At 56.4% G+C, this 16,769-nt stretch carries 11 protein-coding genes; 9 read left to right on the top strand and 2 right to left on the bottom strand.

The annotated features are described in order from the left end of the window. Window positions 1-308 precede the first annotated feature (308 nt). From GR198_RS36080 to GR198_RS05735, 3 genes are all read left to right on the top strand, one after another. The gene (locus tag GR198_RS36080) at window positions 309-434 is read left to right on the top strand and encodes a hypothetical protein (protein ID WP_281412126.1); all 126 of its coding nucleotides are present in this window, start codon (window positions 309-311) and stop codon (window positions 432-434) included. A gap of 419 nt (window positions 435-853) precedes the next feature. Next, the gene (locus tag GR198_RS05740; protein ID WP_164067813.1) at window positions 854-1,978 is read left to right on the top strand and encodes a hypothetical protein; all 1,125 of its coding nucleotides are present in this window, start codon (window positions 854-856) and stop codon (window positions 1,976-1,978) included. Between the two features lie 145 nt (window positions 1,979-2,123). After that, entirely contained in the window at window positions 2,124-3,239 is a 1,116-nt protein-coding gene (locus tag GR198_RS05735) for a DUF4238 domain-containing protein (protein WP_164067811.1), read from the top strand. Window positions 3,240-3,346: 107 nt separating this feature from the next. On the opposite strand, the gene GR198_RS05730 is transcribed toward GR198_RS05735, so the two are convergent. Continuing rightward, window positions 3,347-3,697: a type II toxin-antitoxin system PemK/MazF family toxin gene (locus GR198_RS05730; protein WP_164067809.1), complete on the bottom strand. Its 351-nt coding sequence runs from the start codon at window positions 3,695-3,697 to the stop codon at window positions 3,347-3,349. Beyond that, window positions 3,663-3,926 carry an AbrB/MazE/SpoVT family DNA-binding domain-containing protein gene (locus GR198_RS05725; RefSeq protein WP_037063579.1) on the bottom strand — a complete coding sequence of 88 codons (264 nt, stop codon included), beginning with the start codon at window positions 3,924-3,926 and terminating at the stop codon, window positions 3,663-3,665. The genes GR198_RS05730 and GR198_RS05725 overlap by 35 nt, the downstream gene beginning before the upstream one ends. Before the next feature lie 407 nt (window positions 3,927-4,333). Here GR198_RS05725 and GR198_RS36335 point away from each other — a divergent pair, with 407 nt between their 5' ends. The 6 genes from GR198_RS36335 (at window position 4,334) to GR198_RS05695 (ending at window position 16,752) form a co-directional block, all read left to right on the top strand. Continuing rightward, on the top strand, window positions 4,334-4,738 hold the full coding sequence (locus GR198_RS36335; protein WP_409514050.1) for a hypothetical protein: 405 nt from the start codon (window positions 4,334-4,336) through the stop codon (window positions 4,736-4,738). 465 nt (window positions 4,739-5,203) lie between these two features. Then, window positions 5,204-6,475 carry a hypothetical protein gene (locus GR198_RS05715; protein ID WP_312876436.1) on the top strand — a complete coding sequence of 424 codons (1,272 nt, stop codon included), beginning with the start codon at window positions 5,204-5,206 and terminating at the stop codon, window positions 6,473-6,475. Window positions 6,476-6,985: 510 nt separating this feature from the next. After that, window positions 6,986-7,204 (top strand): hypothetical protein, encoded by a 219-nt coding sequence (locus GR198_RS35685; RefSeq protein WP_246711048.1) that lies wholly within the window; start codon window positions 6,986-6,988, stop codon window positions 7,202-7,204. Then, window positions 7,201-13,680, top strand: a complete 6,480-nt coding sequence (locus GR198_RS36075) for a calcium-binding protein (protein WP_164067805.1) — start codon at window positions 7,201-7,203, stop codon at window positions 13,678-13,680. Before GR198_RS35685 ends, GR198_RS36075 begins: the two co-directional genes overlap by 4 nt. Window positions 13,681-13,693: 13 nt before the next feature. Continuing rightward, a complete protein-coding gene (locus tag GR198_RS05700; RefSeq protein ID WP_164067802.1) occupies window positions 13,694-15,445 on the top strand; it encodes a type I secretion system permease/ATPase in 1,752 nt (583 codons plus the stop codon). After that, the gene (locus GR198_RS05695; protein WP_164067800.1) at window positions 15,442-16,752 is read left to right on the top strand and encodes an HlyD family type I secretion periplasmic adaptor subunit; all 1,311 of its coding nucleotides are present in this window, start codon (window positions 15,442-15,444) and stop codon (window positions 16,750-16,752) included. Before GR198_RS05700 ends, GR198_RS05695 begins: the two co-directional genes overlap by 4 nt. Window positions 16,753-16,769: the final 17 nt, after the last annotated feature.

Genomic DNA, 16,769 nt, shown 5'->3' with positions numbered 1-16,769 from the left:
CTGCCCCGAATACCTGTTCTTCGTGCGCAAGAGGCGCCAGCATCGACTGTAGGGCTGGGTAGCACAACATGCTCAGGCGCCCTAGTTCGTTCATGTGCTATGAGTTCACGAACGGAAATCAGAGCAGGCCCAGATGTGGGCGTCTAGGGCAAGAGCGCGAGGGCGAGGTCGTGCATCTTGTGGCGCATCGTCTGACGGATCTATCTTCCGATTTGGCGAGCGTCGGTGGCCGGGACAGCACGTTTCAAGCTCCGCATGGTCGCGGCGACGAATTCCATCACGGTGCTCCGAGGCCGGATCCACGAGGAATGCCGAAGGTACGGGATATCGTGGATCCCTATGAACATCTCGACCAGATCCGGGGTGAAGACGCGGAATTTCAGATAGACAATGAGACGGGCTTTCGGTCGTCGATGTCGGTGGGCTTCGTCTGACCTGTCGCCGCCCCACTAGCCGCAACTTGGACTCGCCCGCGGCTCTTCATACGCTCGCACGCCGTCGCAGCGCGACGCCGTTACTGCGCCGAGGGCCATCTCTCAACCAGAGAAAGCAGCCGACGCCAATCGCGCCGCCCAGAATAAACGGCGTCGAGATTCCGAATAGCCCAGCTTTCCGAGCCGGTATAGAGCTGCCGCCAGGCATTCAAGGAGTAGAGTGTCGGGTCTGCCTGTGGATACACCTACTAGAGCTTTGAGTCCCCGACCAGGTGTAGCCCAAAGCATCTGGTCCGCTTCGGGGGCATACAGCACAAAACAGGTTGCTACCGGATTGCACCAAGCGGTCCTGGACGGAAGTCCAGCCCTCAAATAGGGTTCGAATTTCAACAACGTGTCTCACATTGATCGAAATCATAATGGCAAAACATCTTCCTGGCAAAGTTGCCCGAATAATCTCTGATCTGCTGACTGTAGGCGAATTGGTTCGCCTGATTGAGCATGAAATGGAGAAGAGGATCGTCGCTCGTCATGCCCTTGTTAAGCTAGATGCTCTTTTGCAGCTCGGCTCGCGATTAAAAAACGAGATCCGTTCATCTCTAGCTCCAAGGGACAAAAGGAATGTTGACGCCCTAGAAAGGCTCCTCGCAAGGCTGCGTCTCGATTTGGATAAGAGCCACCTGATCATTGGTCGAGATGCCTTCAGCGCGCACGCACTACACCTTGATCTCAAACTAATCGTCGAGACATGGAAATTCATGGGCGAAACGACATTCGGGGTTCTTGAATCCGATGTCAAAGACATTGATGAGGAGCTGTGCCGCCTTTCAACGCTCCATCCGAAGATCCTTTGGTACCCAGGGGGGGCGGTCGCAAATATCGACCCGGCCTGGCGCCTTTTCTGGCGGGAAAACGAAAATCTGGGGGATCCGTCAGGGTTCCGCGTGGTCAATATCTATCCGGGGCTGGCGACCGCGGGCGTGATTGCGCCGGTACCAGGCGGCCATCCAGCGCAGGATGTAACGATTCGCGCCGCGGGTCTGGCAACGTTCCTGCGCCAAGTCCGCATCATGCTTCAGGCTGTCGACAGGGGAAGCGAGGTCGAACGGCTGTTTGCGGAGATGATGGTCAACGACTACTTTTCGCTTTGGGAGCTGCTCTTTAGTTCTGGAATTCTAAATGAACATGGGCAGAGCGACCTTTGTGTTCTCGAACATTGGCAGCAAACTGGCTTTGCGGGGGCGGCCTGCCTCGCCCGACTCAAGCAAGCGGTTAATCCAGACATCGACAAATGGCGGCTGGAAGTTCGAAATCGTGTGACCGCGCATGTTGACGCTGACGCCGACATATGGGCTGCAGACCTTAAGAACTGGCCGATGACGATCGATGCGCTTATAAATGAATGCCTGCGGGTTATTGAAAGCGTCCGGGCATGTGCCAGGGCGGAAATCCGCTCGGACATATTCTTCGTCCCACCAACCTACCTGGGGCCGAAGGTCATCGGACTTTCTGGGCAGGAGGGGCGGCGATGGAGTGAGGGCTAAGAGTTGCAAGCCAGTCTAATTAGCGCCGATAGTGAAAGACAGCTTGGCCGGTTCGCGCTCTCATTCTTGCCGTCTTGGGGAAGATACAGACTTCTGAAAACAGCCGTCGGCCTAGTCAACCTTATCGCGATGCTTGCGAGATAGGGTGACGCACGCCGACAAACAACAACACGTTGTGTTTACGGCCGAAGCGAGACATCATCCGGCCACCATGCCCGCCAACAAGTCCCAGCACTTCGTACCCCGTTGTTATCTCCGCGCTTTCTGCGCGCACGGTGAAGGCGCAGCCATCAATCTGTTCAACATGGCCCGCGAGCGGTCGATCGAATCGGCACCGGCGAAGGGACAGTGCGCAAGACCATATTTCTATGGGCGCGATGGCGCTCTGGAGCGGGCGTTGCAGGAGCCCGAAGGTGAATACGCGGAAATCATGCGGCGCGTCGTCGACGATCCCAATTCCGTGACACAGGCAGACATTCTACGCCTCCACGCCTTCATGCTGCTGCAGTCCTACCGGAGCGCAGCGTGGATCGAGGGCGAAATCCGGCTAGCAGAGGCGGAACGGGCGATGGTGGCCGACGAGGCCACACCGGAACTGCTGGAAAGCCTGGTTATGACGCACGAGATGGCCCTTCAGCTCGCTCTGGACGCGTTCAGGAACAGCGTTGGAGGCACGGCCCACTTACAGACGCGGATTATCCTCAATCGCACGGCGGTGCCATTCTTCACGTCCGATGATCCGGTGGTCTACACCAACCGCTTCCACCTGCAAAAGGACGTGCTGGGTGGGGCTGGCCTTGGCAGTCCGGGCGCCATGCTCCTCATGCCGCTGACGCCGCAGCTCCTGCTGTTGTCGTTCGACCCGGCCATCTACCGCCTAGAGAAAAAGCTTGGCGAACTTGGCGTAATCGACCGTGTCTCGGACGTGGCCGCCTTCAACGACCTGCAGGCGGTCCGCGGTCACGCCAATCTTTATTTTCGGGACTGGGATGACCGGGCGCTGGTCGCGTCGATATACGAAAAGGCCAAACCGCGCCGCAGGGCGACATGGTATGACGTGGAGACCCTGCAGGAGACCGAGGCCGGCAGCAACACCTTCGTTGGCGTAGCGGGCCGCTGGGTACACCACCCTGACCGCAGGGAACTACTCCGTACACAGCGCAACATACCCGAGCCCGCCGCGTGGCCTTTGTTGTTGACCTATAAGGAGCACGCCCGCCGCGCCAGACGCGGCGTCGACCAGGCCAGTCTGTGGGAATAATCCGGCATTATGGAGCAGGTGCCACAAACCTGATTAAAGGCTCATGGCACCTCGAGGTGGGATAGGCAAATTTAAGGTGATGGTTCTCGGCGACGTGTGTTGGCCGACTAAGCAGGGTCGATCATGCTGACCACTCTGGCGACAATTTCGTCGATGGTGGAGGCGTCCAGCGTTTCGACATGCTTGGCAGTCTTTTGCTTCACCCGCTCCAGGATATCGAGTGCTCTCACCTGATTGCAGAGAGCCACACCGGTCGTTTTGTGGCCTGAGATATTGACGGCAAGACCGGTTTTGCGGGCGCCCGTCGTAATGGGAACCGTAAGGCACATGCCGACCAGATTGAATTCACGAGGGGTGATCACGACACAGCGATGATCATCCCTCATTTCATTGCCTACAACGGGATTGAGGTCGACGAGACCATCAGAACACTTCGTTACCGACGGGCGTGCTAACATTCCAGGAGGCCGCTTCTTTATTGAGCGCAGCCATTTCATCTGCTCCTTCGAGCAGCTCAGCTAGCGTGTATCTTTTCTTCCCCTGCTTCGGCGTCGCCACAAGAGACCCATTATTGACAACCAAGGTCAACTCTGTGCCGACTTCGACGCCGAGCATCTTCAAAAGCGCGGGAGGAATGCTAAATACGGTCGCGCCGCCCTGGCGGCGAATCTTTGCTGTGTTGCTCATCTGATGAACTCCAGTTTATGCTACTTAAATGGCACATTCCTCGAATGAAGCAAGGTTCCTTCAAGGCTGAGTGGCGCGACGGGTCCAATCGGTTCGAAGGTCCTGGCGAACTACTAGCGCTAGCCACCATCCACGATGAAATTGCCAGCATCGGCGGCATCACGCAGGATTTCGTCGATAACTTCGGAGGTCTACCACCAAGACTTCGAAGAACCTGTTATATTAATTGCCTGCCCTGAAGGGGGTATTCGCAAACTTCTTTGCGGCGTCCGTCCGAAGTCCGTCCGGAACCGAAGGTGAGTCAATGAGTTTGCCCTCGGTAGGAGACCCAACCCACGACCGAGGAAAAGAAGTTCGTCGAAGGGACTGCGATAAACGATTGCGGTCAACAGGTGCCCGTAGGCATTGTGAACACAAATCAAGCGCTCTCGCTTCCGCAGGGGATGGACGTTTCCATATCGCACCCGGATCGCGAAGCCGGCGCCGATGAGTTCATCGGTCGAGACGAACTACGGCTTCTGACCGAGCCATGGATAGAACCGGTCGGCTGCCGCTTCCCGGCGCCGATCAGTGAAGACTCGGCGGATCGGTTGGTTGAAGCGAAGGCCGTGGCCCGAAACGTGTTGGAGGAAATTATCGCATCGGCGAACGATGTTGGTTGGGCGACGCGGGAGATCGTTGTCGCGCTGATCGAGGCGGCAAATTCGCTGAACGATGCCGCCAGCGCCGATTCCGATCCCGATCACGCGGACGATCCCGATGTCAGCGACGCTGTGCAGGCGCAAATCGGCCACGAGGAGCAGTTCGATTGACGTAATACCTTTATCCGAAAGCGTCGGATGGAGGTTGATCCGTCAGGCCCGGTATTCCTGGAATTGCTCCGCACTCTCGATCGGCTTTATCCAGCCTTCGAGGGGTTTTCTTGGATTGGCAGCGTCGACACTCGGAGGGACGCGGATCAGCGAAAGAAGTGGGCCTGAGGCCCTGGATCGCGCCCTTCGCGCGCTGGACTCCGAGGTCGTAAACCGGGGCGCTCTCCCGCCGGGAGTTTGAGCGCCCATATCGACACGCCTGAACAGATGATCCGTTGCTGGCAGAGTACTCGCTGAGTAACAGCATTCGATAGATGCTCATTTTTGGCCATCCGGATCTCGGACAGGCCTCCACTTGGCGGGACACCGGCGGCCCGGTTGCGAGGGCGATTTACCAAATGTCAGTGAAAGTGTTGCGGGGGTTTTCTAGCGGCGTATGTTTGACTGCGTCATGGGGTAGTCCTGGTGCCGCGGATCCTTCTTTTATTTGTCTTTCTCGCTAGCCTGTTCGCGGGACCGTCCTATGCTGCCATAACCTATGAGCGCATGACGCTGCCCGGTGACATGCGTGCTCTGGTGGTGAGCGGTGAGTTCGAGATCTCGGACGATCCAGTAGCGTTCGCCGGAGAAGTCGCCCAGCTCAAGCCGGCATTCATCACCTTCCGATCGGTCGGCGGAAACGTTACCTCTGCAATGAAGATCGGAAGAATGATCCGTGCGCTAGGCATCTCGACATTGCAAATCCGGTCGGCCGAGTGCGCCTCAGCCTGTGCTCTCGCCTTCGTGGGCGGCGTCCGGCGCTCGGCCGAGGCTGGGTCCATCGGCGTCCACCAAGCTTCCTTTTCGGACGACACCGCGCTCGATAGCAAGACTGCGGTGACCGCCGTGCAGGCGATGACCGGGGAAATCATCGGTTATCTCACCGAGATGGGCGTCAGCCCGCAGTTGCTTCAGTTGAGCCTTTCGGTCGAGAGCTCGGACATGCGCTACCTCACTTCTAGCGAGATGGCGAACTGGGGCGTCACGACGCCGGGTGCTGTAGGCGGGACCGATGTCGCAAGCACACCGTCCTCCACTCCGGCACAGGTTCCGACTACATCGCCGTCCGAAGACGCGAACCCAACGTCGAAGTCGGATGACCCTTCCCAGGCGGCGTTGGCATTCGTCTCCAGGTACCATGACGCATGGTCGCTTCCGAACAGCCAGGCGATGGCATTCATGCGCCAAGCTTATGCCGACAGCGTAGACTTCTACGGCAAGCAGGTATCGATCACCGATGTCCTCACGGACAAGGAAACCTTTGCAGAGCGTTGGCCGGACCGCGCGTACAACATCAGGCATGGCAGCGAGACCGTGAGTTGCATCGTGACCTGCCGCGTCACCGGGACAGTCGAATGGTTCTCGCGCAGCGTCCGACGCGGCAAGACGTCTTCCGGGATCGCCGACTTCGAAGTCGTGTGGGATCCGGCCTCCAAGAAAATTCTCGCCGAGAGCAGCAAAGTTTTGAAGGCGGACAAGGGGCTTACCGAGCCGAGCCGACTGATCGCTCAGTGGGGAGAGGAAAACGGAAGCTGTCGAGGCAACTCCGGCGACGTTCCAGAAACCTGGAAAGCTTGTGAGCGACGGGAAGCTGTAGGCGCGAAGCTCGATAAAATCGGTTGGTGCTACGGCCGCGAAGGCGAGGCCGGATACCAACATCAGTGGCACGAATGCGGCCCGGATTCAGATCGGCCTTAAAGTCCGTCTCCTCGCTCGACCGCTTGCTGTTGCGCCGGCGAAATCAAGCTTGGAACGCTGATGACGAGTCAGATGGTCGGGCTTCCAGGTTCATCACCGCAACTGAAAATATTTCTCGTACAGGTGATGCTACCGCCTTGAATTTCAAAAAAACAACCTATAGGTTTAACAACGGCAGACAGTAGAGCGTAATTTTGCAACCGCGGCAGATCACACCCCGTGAGCCTTTTGCAATGGTGAGCTGTGGGCGACGCAATACATTCTGGCAGGTTTAGCAATCCGAGTCAGCGGGGGCTATATTTCGCATTCTTATGCTGCAAGCCCTGCGACAAGGCGTACGCGTCATTATTGGTGACCAGTATTGGGAAGGGTTCCCCTTAAATTGATATGATAAAGTTTAATTTCACAATTCTCGCGTGGTTATTGTTGTCATTATCGATAATCCAAAGTGAAGCTCACGCAAACCTGATTGGAAATACTCTTTATTCGAGGCCGGACAGCTTCGCCAGGATGTATCTGGCTATCAACCCTTTCGACGAATCCTTTGCCCGCTGCAAGGTGGCGATCGGCCTTTCGAACGGCAGCCGCGACGCGAGTTGCAAAAAGACGCTACGTCTTCTCAACGCGTTCTCCGACCTAGTCGGTATGGGCGTAATACGAGACGACGACAAGGAAACTCTCAATCGTGTTTTAGATCACATGATCCGCTACAAGGAGCGTCATAAATGAGCTTGCAGTCCGTATTGTCGAAACTCGTATTTACCCCATTCGACACGCTGCCTTTCCCATCGCTGGATAGCCAGCTCATAAGGGAAGCCATAGAGATAATTTATACCGGCTCTACAACAGGGAGGAACATGTTGGAGAGCATTCCAAACACGTTGGAGTTCATCTACAATCCGGCTCTCGGAAATGGCTCCGTGAGGGGTAACTACAAAGTATATTATGATCAGACGGAGATACAGTCGACGAATATCATAGATTCTCATGGAAATGTACTGGAATTGAGTTTGCTCAGGACGATTACCCATGAATTGACTCACGCGATACTTAATTTGAGAGACCCTGCCGACAGCAGCCTCCCGAACCTGACAACACCCGAATTCGATTATACCGGCGAAGCAGTCGAAAAAGAAAACGAGATTATGTCCGAGCTTAAGGCTCCTGGAGATCGAGTTTCTTACACTGCGGCCATCGATGATGCGTTTTTGGCATCAATCGGAGTGAAAATCGGCGATAGTCTAAGCTTCGGAAATGAAGTGAAAGTTGCAATTGTTGACGCATACACCACTAATTTTGATGAGATAGATATATCAGACAAGGACGTATCTTCCATACTCGTCGGCGCAGGGGGGAATGACCTTATCACAGGGGGGAAGTCCGTCGACTATATATATGGCGGTGTTCAAGACGATACCCTACTGGGTTCAGAGGGTGCCGATTTTGTCTTCGGCAATGATGGCGCCGATGTTTTGGTCGGAAACAAAGGCGCCCCCATTGACCTGTCGGCACTGGATTTGAGCCAAAATCACTCTGAGTGGGACGACGGCGTGGGGGACCTCCTGGCCGGTGGACAGGGTCTTGATGAGTACCTGATCCACCATACCAATGGCCAGACGCAGGATTGGACGGCCGACATTGAAGCCGTATTCCTTAAGATTGACACCATTGCTGAGACAGACGGTGTGGGGCACGTTACCGTGCAACAGTTCACCGATTTTGGAAGTTATCAGGAGCTCAAAAACCTCAAGATCGAAGGCAAATATACTCAGTATCGTCTGCTTCCTGGCGACACGAGCGTTGGTGCGCATGAGCCCACAGTAACATACTATGGGAACTCCGAAGGATACTATCTGACGAGCTACGTTCGCTCTGAGAACGGCGTGGATATTCCTTACGTTTTTATTATGCAGGCTTATCCCTATGCTGAGGAACCAATAGCCGCGATACGCGACTTCCGGCAGGGTGACCTTGGGATAACATTGGAGGGGTTTGTCGGGCGAAAGGAAGGCACTCGTGCCGACGATCGGTATCAAGGCGGCGGACCAAGCAATAGTCTCTTGGTTGTGAGCGGTGCTGAAGCGGCGTACAATGAGATTTCGGGCTCAGATCCGGATTCCGATCAGCGTATCCATATGGATGCAGGCAATGACATTGCATACGGTCGCGGCGGTGCTGACGAAATCCGCGGTGACGAGGGGGATGATCAGCTTTTTGGGAACGAGGGTTCCGACAGAATTTCTGGCGGCGATGGAGCCGACTTTATCGAGGGTAACGAGGACGATGACACTCTAATCGGAAATTCCGGCGACGACGTCATCGCGGGAGGCACCGGAAATGATACGTACATCTACCAGAAAGGTGACGGGAACGATCTAATCGAGGGCGAAGCTGACTTCGCCCAGGAGACGGATATTCTCAATCTGGCCGATCTATATGAATACGATATCACGTTAGCGGCCAACGGCGACGACTTGGTGGTTACGGTCAGCAGCACAGGCGAAACCATCACCGTCGCCGGCCATTTCACCTCACAAACTGGGGGGCATGGCGTCGAGTCGATCGTCTTCGCTAGCGGTACCGTTTGGGACAAGGCGACAATAAACGAGAGAATTTCAAACCCCCTAATCAACGGAACAGCGGGCGACGACACTTTGCAGGGCACGTCGGGGAACGATGTGCTGCACGGTGGGAAGGGTAACGATCATCTGCTCGGAGGAATCGGTTCCGACGTTTACCTTTACGCGGCGGGCGATGGCTCCGACAGCATCGACGACCAAACCGGCCAAGCGGGCGATGCGGACGTTCTCCGGCTATTCGGTCTAAAATCGACCGATGTCTCGTTGAGCCGCGCCGGAAATGACCTCCAGATAACCGTTGTTGCAAGCGGAGAGCTACTAACGATCACCGGTCAATTCCTCGCCTCTCCGAATGGTGCAGGATTGGAGGAAGTTCGCTTCGCTGACGGCACTTTCTTGGACAGAGCTGCACTTCTGGCAATTCCTGAAAGCAACGGCGATGTGCCGACGATCGTTGGCACAAGTGCGGACGAAACCCTGAATGGCTCGTACGATGACGACATCTTCGACGGCGGGCTGGGAAATGACGTGCTGGTTGGCGCCAGGGGTAGCGACACGTATCTTTACTACCTGGGCGATGGCAGCGATCTCATCGACGATGTGGACTGGCCGTTCGACGTCGATACCCTGAAACTGATCAATATCAGATCGAGCGATGTCGTCGCCGTACATAACGGTGTGAACCTCCAGATCACTATCACCAGCACGGGCGACGTCATCACCGTCAAAGATCAGTGGTACACGACCTGGGGGAATGCCGGTCTCGAGTCGATCGAGTTTGCTGACGGGACGTGGGACCGTGAAACAATCATGGCGATCGAAGCGATCCCTATCGTCGGCACCAATGGTAATGACACGATTGAAGGAACGACAGACGACGACAACATCACTGGCGGCCTCGGTGATGACCATCTGAGTGGAAGACTTGGCAGCGACGTTTATGTCTACCGTTCTGGAGACGGCAACGATGTTCTTGATGATAAAGGAAGCGATATTGGAGGTGTCGATGTCCTTCGACTGACAAATCTTAACGTCGCCGACATTGTCGCTACGCGTGACGGCTTGGCCCTTACGCTCCGAGTCATCAGTACGAATGCCGTCATCACAATCGAGCAGCAGTATTCATCTCAGTACGACTACTATGGCTTGGAGAAGATCGAATTTGCTGACGGAAGCTCCTGGAACCGCGACGCTCTCATGGAGCTTGGGCGGATTCCCAATATCGTGGGAACGTCGGCAGACGACACTCTGGACGGCATTTGGTTCAACGAAACGATCAGCGGCGGCCTGGGTGACGACTTGCTAAGGGGAGGCTCCGGCGGCGACACCTACGTCTATAGCTCGGGAGACGGTAACGATCGCATCGACGATTTCTACTCTTCTTCCTCAGACAACGATGTCCTGCGGCTGGCGGATATCAACGCAGTCGGTATCTCGTTGGCTCGAAGCGGTCTGGATCTCAAGATTACGATTCTGGCGACCGGCGAAATAATCACTGTCGATGACCAGTTCGATCCAGCCGGGTCTTACGGACTCGAGAAAGTCGAGTTCGCCGATGGCAGCTATTTGTCTCGCGCTGACTTGCTGGCGGTCAACGAACCTAGTCAGACGCTGATTGGAACAAGCGCAGTGGATTTTCTGAATGGCGGATCTACAAACGATACACTTCAGGGCAAACAAGGTGACGATTGGCTGGATGGCAAGGCCGGATCCGATGTCTACATCTACGCGTCGGCCGATGGGAATGACAACATCACCGACAGGGAAGATGACCGGGTGAGCGATGTCGACGTTCTTCGGCTGACCGATCTGAACGCATCCGACGTCGCCCTGGTGCGCGCCGGCCCGGATCTCAGGGTCAGAATCCTGAGCACAGGGCACGAAATTACGGTCTGGCAGCAATTCTCTAGCCAGTCCGACTTCGCCGGCATCGAGCGAATTGAGTTTGCTGACGGAAGTTCCTGGGACCGATCATTTATCATGGCGGCGGAAAGCGGCGAGATTACCGGGACGGGTGGAAATGACATTTTGAACGGTACCTCCGGCGACGATGTGTTCAATGGCGGACTGGGCGACGACCGTTTGTATGGCGCGGGGGGAACAGATGTTTATGTGTATGCATCGGGCGATGGTTCCGACTACATCGACGATGAAGCGACCGAACCGAACTCGGTCGACACGCTTCGCTTCACCGATATCAATGCGTCGGACATTTCCGTAGCGCGCAATGGCGTCAATTTGGACATAACCGTTCTGGCGACCGGCGACGTCATCACCATCGATGAGCAGTGGTACGACGTAAGCGGCTATTGGGGGTTCGAGAAGATCGAATTCGCAGACGGCAGTTCCTGGAACCGGTCTGACATTATGGCCATTGGTGCCACTCCGGTGGGACCGATCACTGGAACGGCAGGAAACGATACGCTCTCCGGAACGTCTGGCGCGGACACCTTTATCGGTGGACGGGGTAACGATCGTATGCTCGGTGGCCAGGGCGCGGACGTCTATGTCTATACGTCGGGTGATGGGACAGACTACATCGACGATGAGGCTAATGAGTCCGACGCGGTCGACACGCTTCGCTTCACCGATATCAATGCGTCGGATATTTCCGTAGCACGCAACGGCGTCAACCTGGATATAACGGTCCTTGCGACCGGCGATGTCATCACACTTGATGAACAGTGGTACAGCGATGCTGCCTATTGGGGCTTCGAGAAAATTGAATTCGCGGACGGATCCTCCTGGAATCGCGAAGTCCTTATGAATATTACGAATACCGTTGCACCCACGATCGGTACAAGTGTGGGTGACACGCTACTCGGTACGGGGGGAGATGATGTCATCTCTGGTCTCGCCGGCGACGATCAGCTTCAGGGCGGCAATGGTAGCGATCGGATGGATGGCGGCGCCGGATCCGACGTGGCACTCTTCGAGTACGATCTCAGCGCCTACACGATCTCGGTGGCGGATGGTCGGGTCCTGGTCGTCGATGGCTCGTTCACGGACACAATCACCAACGTCGAGAAACTGCAGTTCAGCGACATGAGCGTTTCGGTTGGTGCCGATGGCTCCCTGACCTACTCGGGGACGGCAGGTGACGACGCTATCACCGGGACGACGGGCGATGACACTATCAAAGGATCGGCCGGCAACGATGTTCTCAATGGCTTCCTAGGAGACGATTCTCTCTATGGCGGCGTCGGGAACGATTTGCTCGATGGCCTGGAAGGCAACGATACCTATTACTATGCTGCTGGCGACGGCAATGACACGATATCGGACGAGGCGATTGCGTTGGGCGATACCGACGTGCTTCGCTTCACCGATCTCAGCATCGGCGATCTGACCATATCGCGCACTGGGGAAGACCTGTTCATTACCGTCAATGCAACCGGTCACGTGATCACAATCAACACGCAGTATTATAACGAGGCACAGGGATGGTCGCTCGAGACCTTGGAGTTCGCCGACGGAACTTCGCTTGCCCTGGATCACTTACCCGACACCAGTTGGATCTATGGCACCAACTCTGATGAAACGATTGATGGCAACTGGGGCAAGGACTACTTCTTCGGAGGTCAGGGCGACGATGTAATCAATGGCAGCGCGGGGGGTGACGTCTATATCTATAACCAAGGCGATGGCAGCGACACCCTGAACGACTATGTCGGTTTCACCGATGCTTTGGACGTTCTGCGCTTTAACGATTTGAACGCATCCGATCTTGCGGCTGCTCGTCACGGAGATGACGTCGAGCTGACGGTCGTGCCGACAGGCGCCGTGATTACGCTGAAGAGCCAGCTTTTCGGGGATCCCGGTTATTGGGGTATCGACAAGTTCGAATTTGCCGACGGCAGTTCCTGGGACCGCGATGCGATTACCGAATTCGGTATGAATGCCATCGACAAGATTACAGTCGTTGGCACAAGCGGTGACGACACGCTCTATGGAACCTCGAATCATGACGTTTTTGATGGTGGCGTCGGGAACGATTTCCTTCTCGGCGGTTATGGTAGCGACACCTATCTTTATGCAGCGGGAGACGGTACCGACTACATCGACGATGAAGCCAATGCCGCCAATCAGATCGATGTTCTGAAATTCACCGATCTAAACCAGTCGGACATCGTTGCTGAACGCGACGGCATCAACCTGAAGCTAACAGTGGTCGGCACTGGGGATACGATCACGCTCGACGAGCAATACTATGCCGACACCGACTATTGGGGCTTCGAAAAGATCGAGTTCGCGGACGGTACCGTCTGGGATCGCGATGCGATCATGGGTATCGGTTCGCCGAGCGCAATGGTCGCTCCGGCCAGCCCGGCATCCCCGTCCAGCAGCGACGACGTCCTTGTAGGAACGGAGGGCGACGACACCTTCATCTTCCGGGGCAATTTCGGCCACGATACGATCGTTGATTTTTCCGCAGGCGCCGGATCGGCCGACGTCATCGAAATCGAGAGTGACATCTTCGCTGACTTCGCATCCGTGATCGCGGCCGCCGCGCAGTCGGGTTCTGACACGCTAATCACGAACGACGGCGACAGTTCGATAGTGCTGAAAAATATTGCTCTGACGAATTTGCATCAGGACGACTTCCGCTTCGTCGCGGCAGCATAAGCGGAGTCCGAGTTTGTCGACAGGTAACTCAAAGCCGCCACAGGTTTTTCTTGTGGCGGTGCTTTTCTCGCTGAAGAAGGCCGTTCTAGGCATCGGGGCGACCAGCGCCATCGTCAATATCCTGGCTTTGACCGGCTCATTCTTCATGCTGCAGGTCTATGACCGCGTCATTCCCGGCCGAAGTCTTCCGACCCTGGCTGGCCTCGCCATCATCGCAGCCACTCTGTATGTCTTTCAGGGTGTCCTCGAACTCGTTCGCTCGATGCTCCTGGTGCGTATCGGGCTTTCTGTCGATGAGCGCTTCGGAGAGACAGTTCACGACTCCCTTGTGCTTCTTCCATCGCGCATGCAGGTACCCGGCGACGGGCTCCAGTCGGTGCGCGACATGGATACGGTGCGAGGTTTCCTATCAGGTCCTGGGCCAACCGCTTTGTTCGACATTCCCTGGATGCCGTTCTATCTCGGCCTTTGTTTTTTCTTCCATGTCTGGATCGGATGGACCGCTCTCGCGGGTGCTCTGGTGCTCGTTGGGCTTACGTTCCTGGCGGAACAAAAATCCCGTGAGCCCGCGAAGGAAGCAGCGAAAATCGCATCCGAACGAATTGCTCTTGCAGAAGCGACCCGCCGGAACTCCGAAGCTGTCCTGGCAATGGGTTTCGGCCATCGCCTTGGGGGGAGGTGGCGTGAAGTCAATCAGCGGTATCTCAGCAACCACCTGCGCGCATCGAACGTCACCGGTACACTTGGAACACTCTCGAAGATCCTTCGAATGATGTTGCAGTCTGCGGTGTTGGCCGTAGGGGCTGTGCTTGTGATCCGTCAGGAAGCTTCCGGTGGGATCATGATCGCCAGTTCCATCCTGGTCAGTCGCGCTCTCGCGCCCGTCGAATTGGCGATCGGCCAATGGAAGGGATTCGCCGCGGCAAGAAGTAGTTGGTCACGCCTGGTACAGCTTTCCCAACTTATGCCGGGCAGTGAGCGTGAAGTATGTCTGCCTGCCCCCGCGGGCGCGTTGAAGGTTGAGAATCTGCACCTCTGCGCGCCCGGCTCAAAGAGCCCAATCCTGCGCGGAATCTCCTTCGAGCTGCGGGCGGGGGATGCGGTCGGCGTCATCGGTCCCAGCGCCTCGGGAAAGTCCTCGCTTGCGCGTGGCCTCGTCGGACTATGGCAGCCGCTTGCGGGTGCGGTCCGCCTGGATGGCGCTTCGCTGTCGCAATGGGACCCAACGGCACTCGGTGAGCATGTCGGATATCTGCCCCAGGATGTTTCGCTTTTTGGCGGATCGATCGCAGAAAACATAGCTCGTTTCGAGCCTGAAGCATCTTCCGAAAAGATCATTGCCGCAGCAAGGGCGGCAGGCGTCTATGACATGATCGTTCAGTTCCCCGATGGCTTCGACACCAAAATCGGTGATCAAGGATCCACGCTTTCAGGCGGCCAGCGTCAGCGCATTGCGTTGGCAAGAGCCCTATACGGCAATCCTTTCTTGGTCGTTCTCGATGAGCCGAATTCCAACCTCGATGCGGAGGGAGAAGCAGCGCTGACGAGGGCTGTCCTTGGTGTCCGGGCACGGGGCGGCGTTGCGATCGTAATCGCTCATCGTCCGAGCGCGCTTGCGGGTGTCGATTTGGTTCTCATTCTCGCCAATGGTCAGGCCCAGGCGTTCGGTCCGAAAGACGAGGTGTTGAAAAAGGTAACGCCACCGCCCACAGCAGTGTCCACTCCTGTTCGGTTGATGGTGTCAGGTGAGGGAATGGCTCAATGAAATCCGGCAACGCGCCATTGGCAGAACGGGCCATCCGCCATTTGACGCTGTTTGCTCTGGCAGCAATCGTCCTATTGGTCGGCGTCCTCGGCGGTCTTGCGGCGACCATCCGGCTCCAGGGTGCCGTCATCGCCGCCGGGACGCTTGTGGTCGACAGCTACGTAAAACCCGTCCAGCATCAGAAGGGTGGTACGGTTGGTGAGGTATTCGTCAAAAACGGCGACATTGTCGAAGCCGGCCAGATACTCGTGCATCTTGATGACACGCAGACGCGCGCCAGTCTGGCGATTGTCTCGAAGCGGCTGAAAGAGCTGGCCGCACGGACCGCACGACTGACGGCGGAACGGGATGCGAGCGACGCGATATCTTTTCCAAAGGCGCTCCTCACGCATCAAGAAGATCCCGAAGTCGCTGCGATGCTCGATGGTGAACAGCGTCTGTTCAACGATCGACGTTCATCGGCGAGGGGACGCAAGGCGCAACTCGCCGAACGCGTTCGGCAACTTTCAAAGGAGGCGGAGGGGCTGATGGCGCAACAGCAAGGCAAACGGGAGGCGATTGCCATCATTGATAAAGAGTTGGCCAGCCTACAGCCATTGCTCGATCAGGGCATCATCCCAGCAACACGCGTCTACGCTTTGCAGCGGGATGCTGCCGACCTCGCCGGCGAGCTTGGAAATCTCATCGCGTCCGAAGCACAAACAAAAGGAAGAATAGCCGAAACCGAGCTGCAGATCATTCAGGTCGATGATGATCAGAGAACCGAGGTATCGGACCAACTGCGCCAGGCGGAAAGTGAGATTGGAGAATATTCCGAACGGCTCATCGCAGCCGAGGATGAGTTACGGCATATCGATATCCGATCGCCGCAGGCCGGGATCGTCCATGAACTAGCTGTCCACGCGCCGGGCGCGGTCGTGACACCAGGCGAAGCGATCACGCAGATCGTGCCCAACAATGATGCCCTGACGCCGGAGCTTAGGCTTTCACCTCAGGATATCGACCAGGTAGCAGTTGGACAGGATGTCACGCTGCGGTTCTCCGCTTTCAGCCAGAGAACGACGCCGGAGTTAAATGGCCACGTGACTAAGATCGCAGCAGACTTGACCGTCGATCAACGGACCGGCCAGAGTTATTATCGCCTCAGAGTTTCCATTCCCGTCGCTGAATGGACCCGTCTTGACGATCTTACGCCTGTGCCCGGCATGCCAGTGGAAGCCTTCGTTCAGACGGGGGAGAGGACGGCACTCGCCTATCTTACGAAGCCTCTTACCGATCAGGTAGTTCGGGCGTTTAGAGAGGAATGACAGTGGCTTGCAGCAAT

Source organism: Rhizobium leguminosarum (genome assembly GCF_010668065.1).
In the GTDB taxonomy this organism is placed as follows: Bacteria; Pseudomonadota; Alphaproteobacteria; order Rhizobiales; family Rhizobiaceae; genus Rhizobium; species Rhizobium leguminosarum_S.
This window is presented reverse-complemented; position numbering and strand designations above follow the sequence as displayed.

What these genes read in the sequence shown, in the direction of transcription:
- GR198_RS36080 (WP_281412126.1), top strand. Translation starts at nt 309, where the DNA reads ATGCCGAAGGTACGGGATATCGTGGATCCCTATGAACATCTCGACCAG.
- GR198_RS05740 (WP_164067813.1), top strand. Translation starts at nt 854, where the DNA reads ATGGCAAAACATCTTCCTGGCAAAGTTGCCCGAATAATCTCTGATCTG.
- GR198_RS05695 (WP_164067800.1), top strand. Translation starts at nt 15,442, where the DNA reads ATGAAATCCGGCAACGCGCCATTGGCAGAACGGGCCATCCGCCATTTG.
- GR198_RS05730 (WP_164067809.1), bottom strand. Translation starts at nt 3,697, where the DNA reads ATGTTAGCACGCCCGTCGGTAACGAAGTGTTCTGATGGTCTCGTCGAC.
- GR198_RS05725 (WP_037063579.1), bottom strand. Translation starts at nt 3,926, where the DNA reads ATGAGCAACACAGCAAAGATTCGCCGCCAGGGCGGCGCGACCGTATTT.
- GR198_RS36075 (WP_164067805.1), top strand. Translation starts at nt 7,201, where the DNA reads ATGAGCTTGCAGTCCGTATTGTCGAAACTCGTATTTACCCCATTCGAC.
- GR198_RS35685 (WP_246711048.1), top strand. Translation starts at nt 6,986, where the DNA reads ATGTATCTGGCTATCAACCCTTTCGACGAATCCTTTGCCCGCTGCAAG.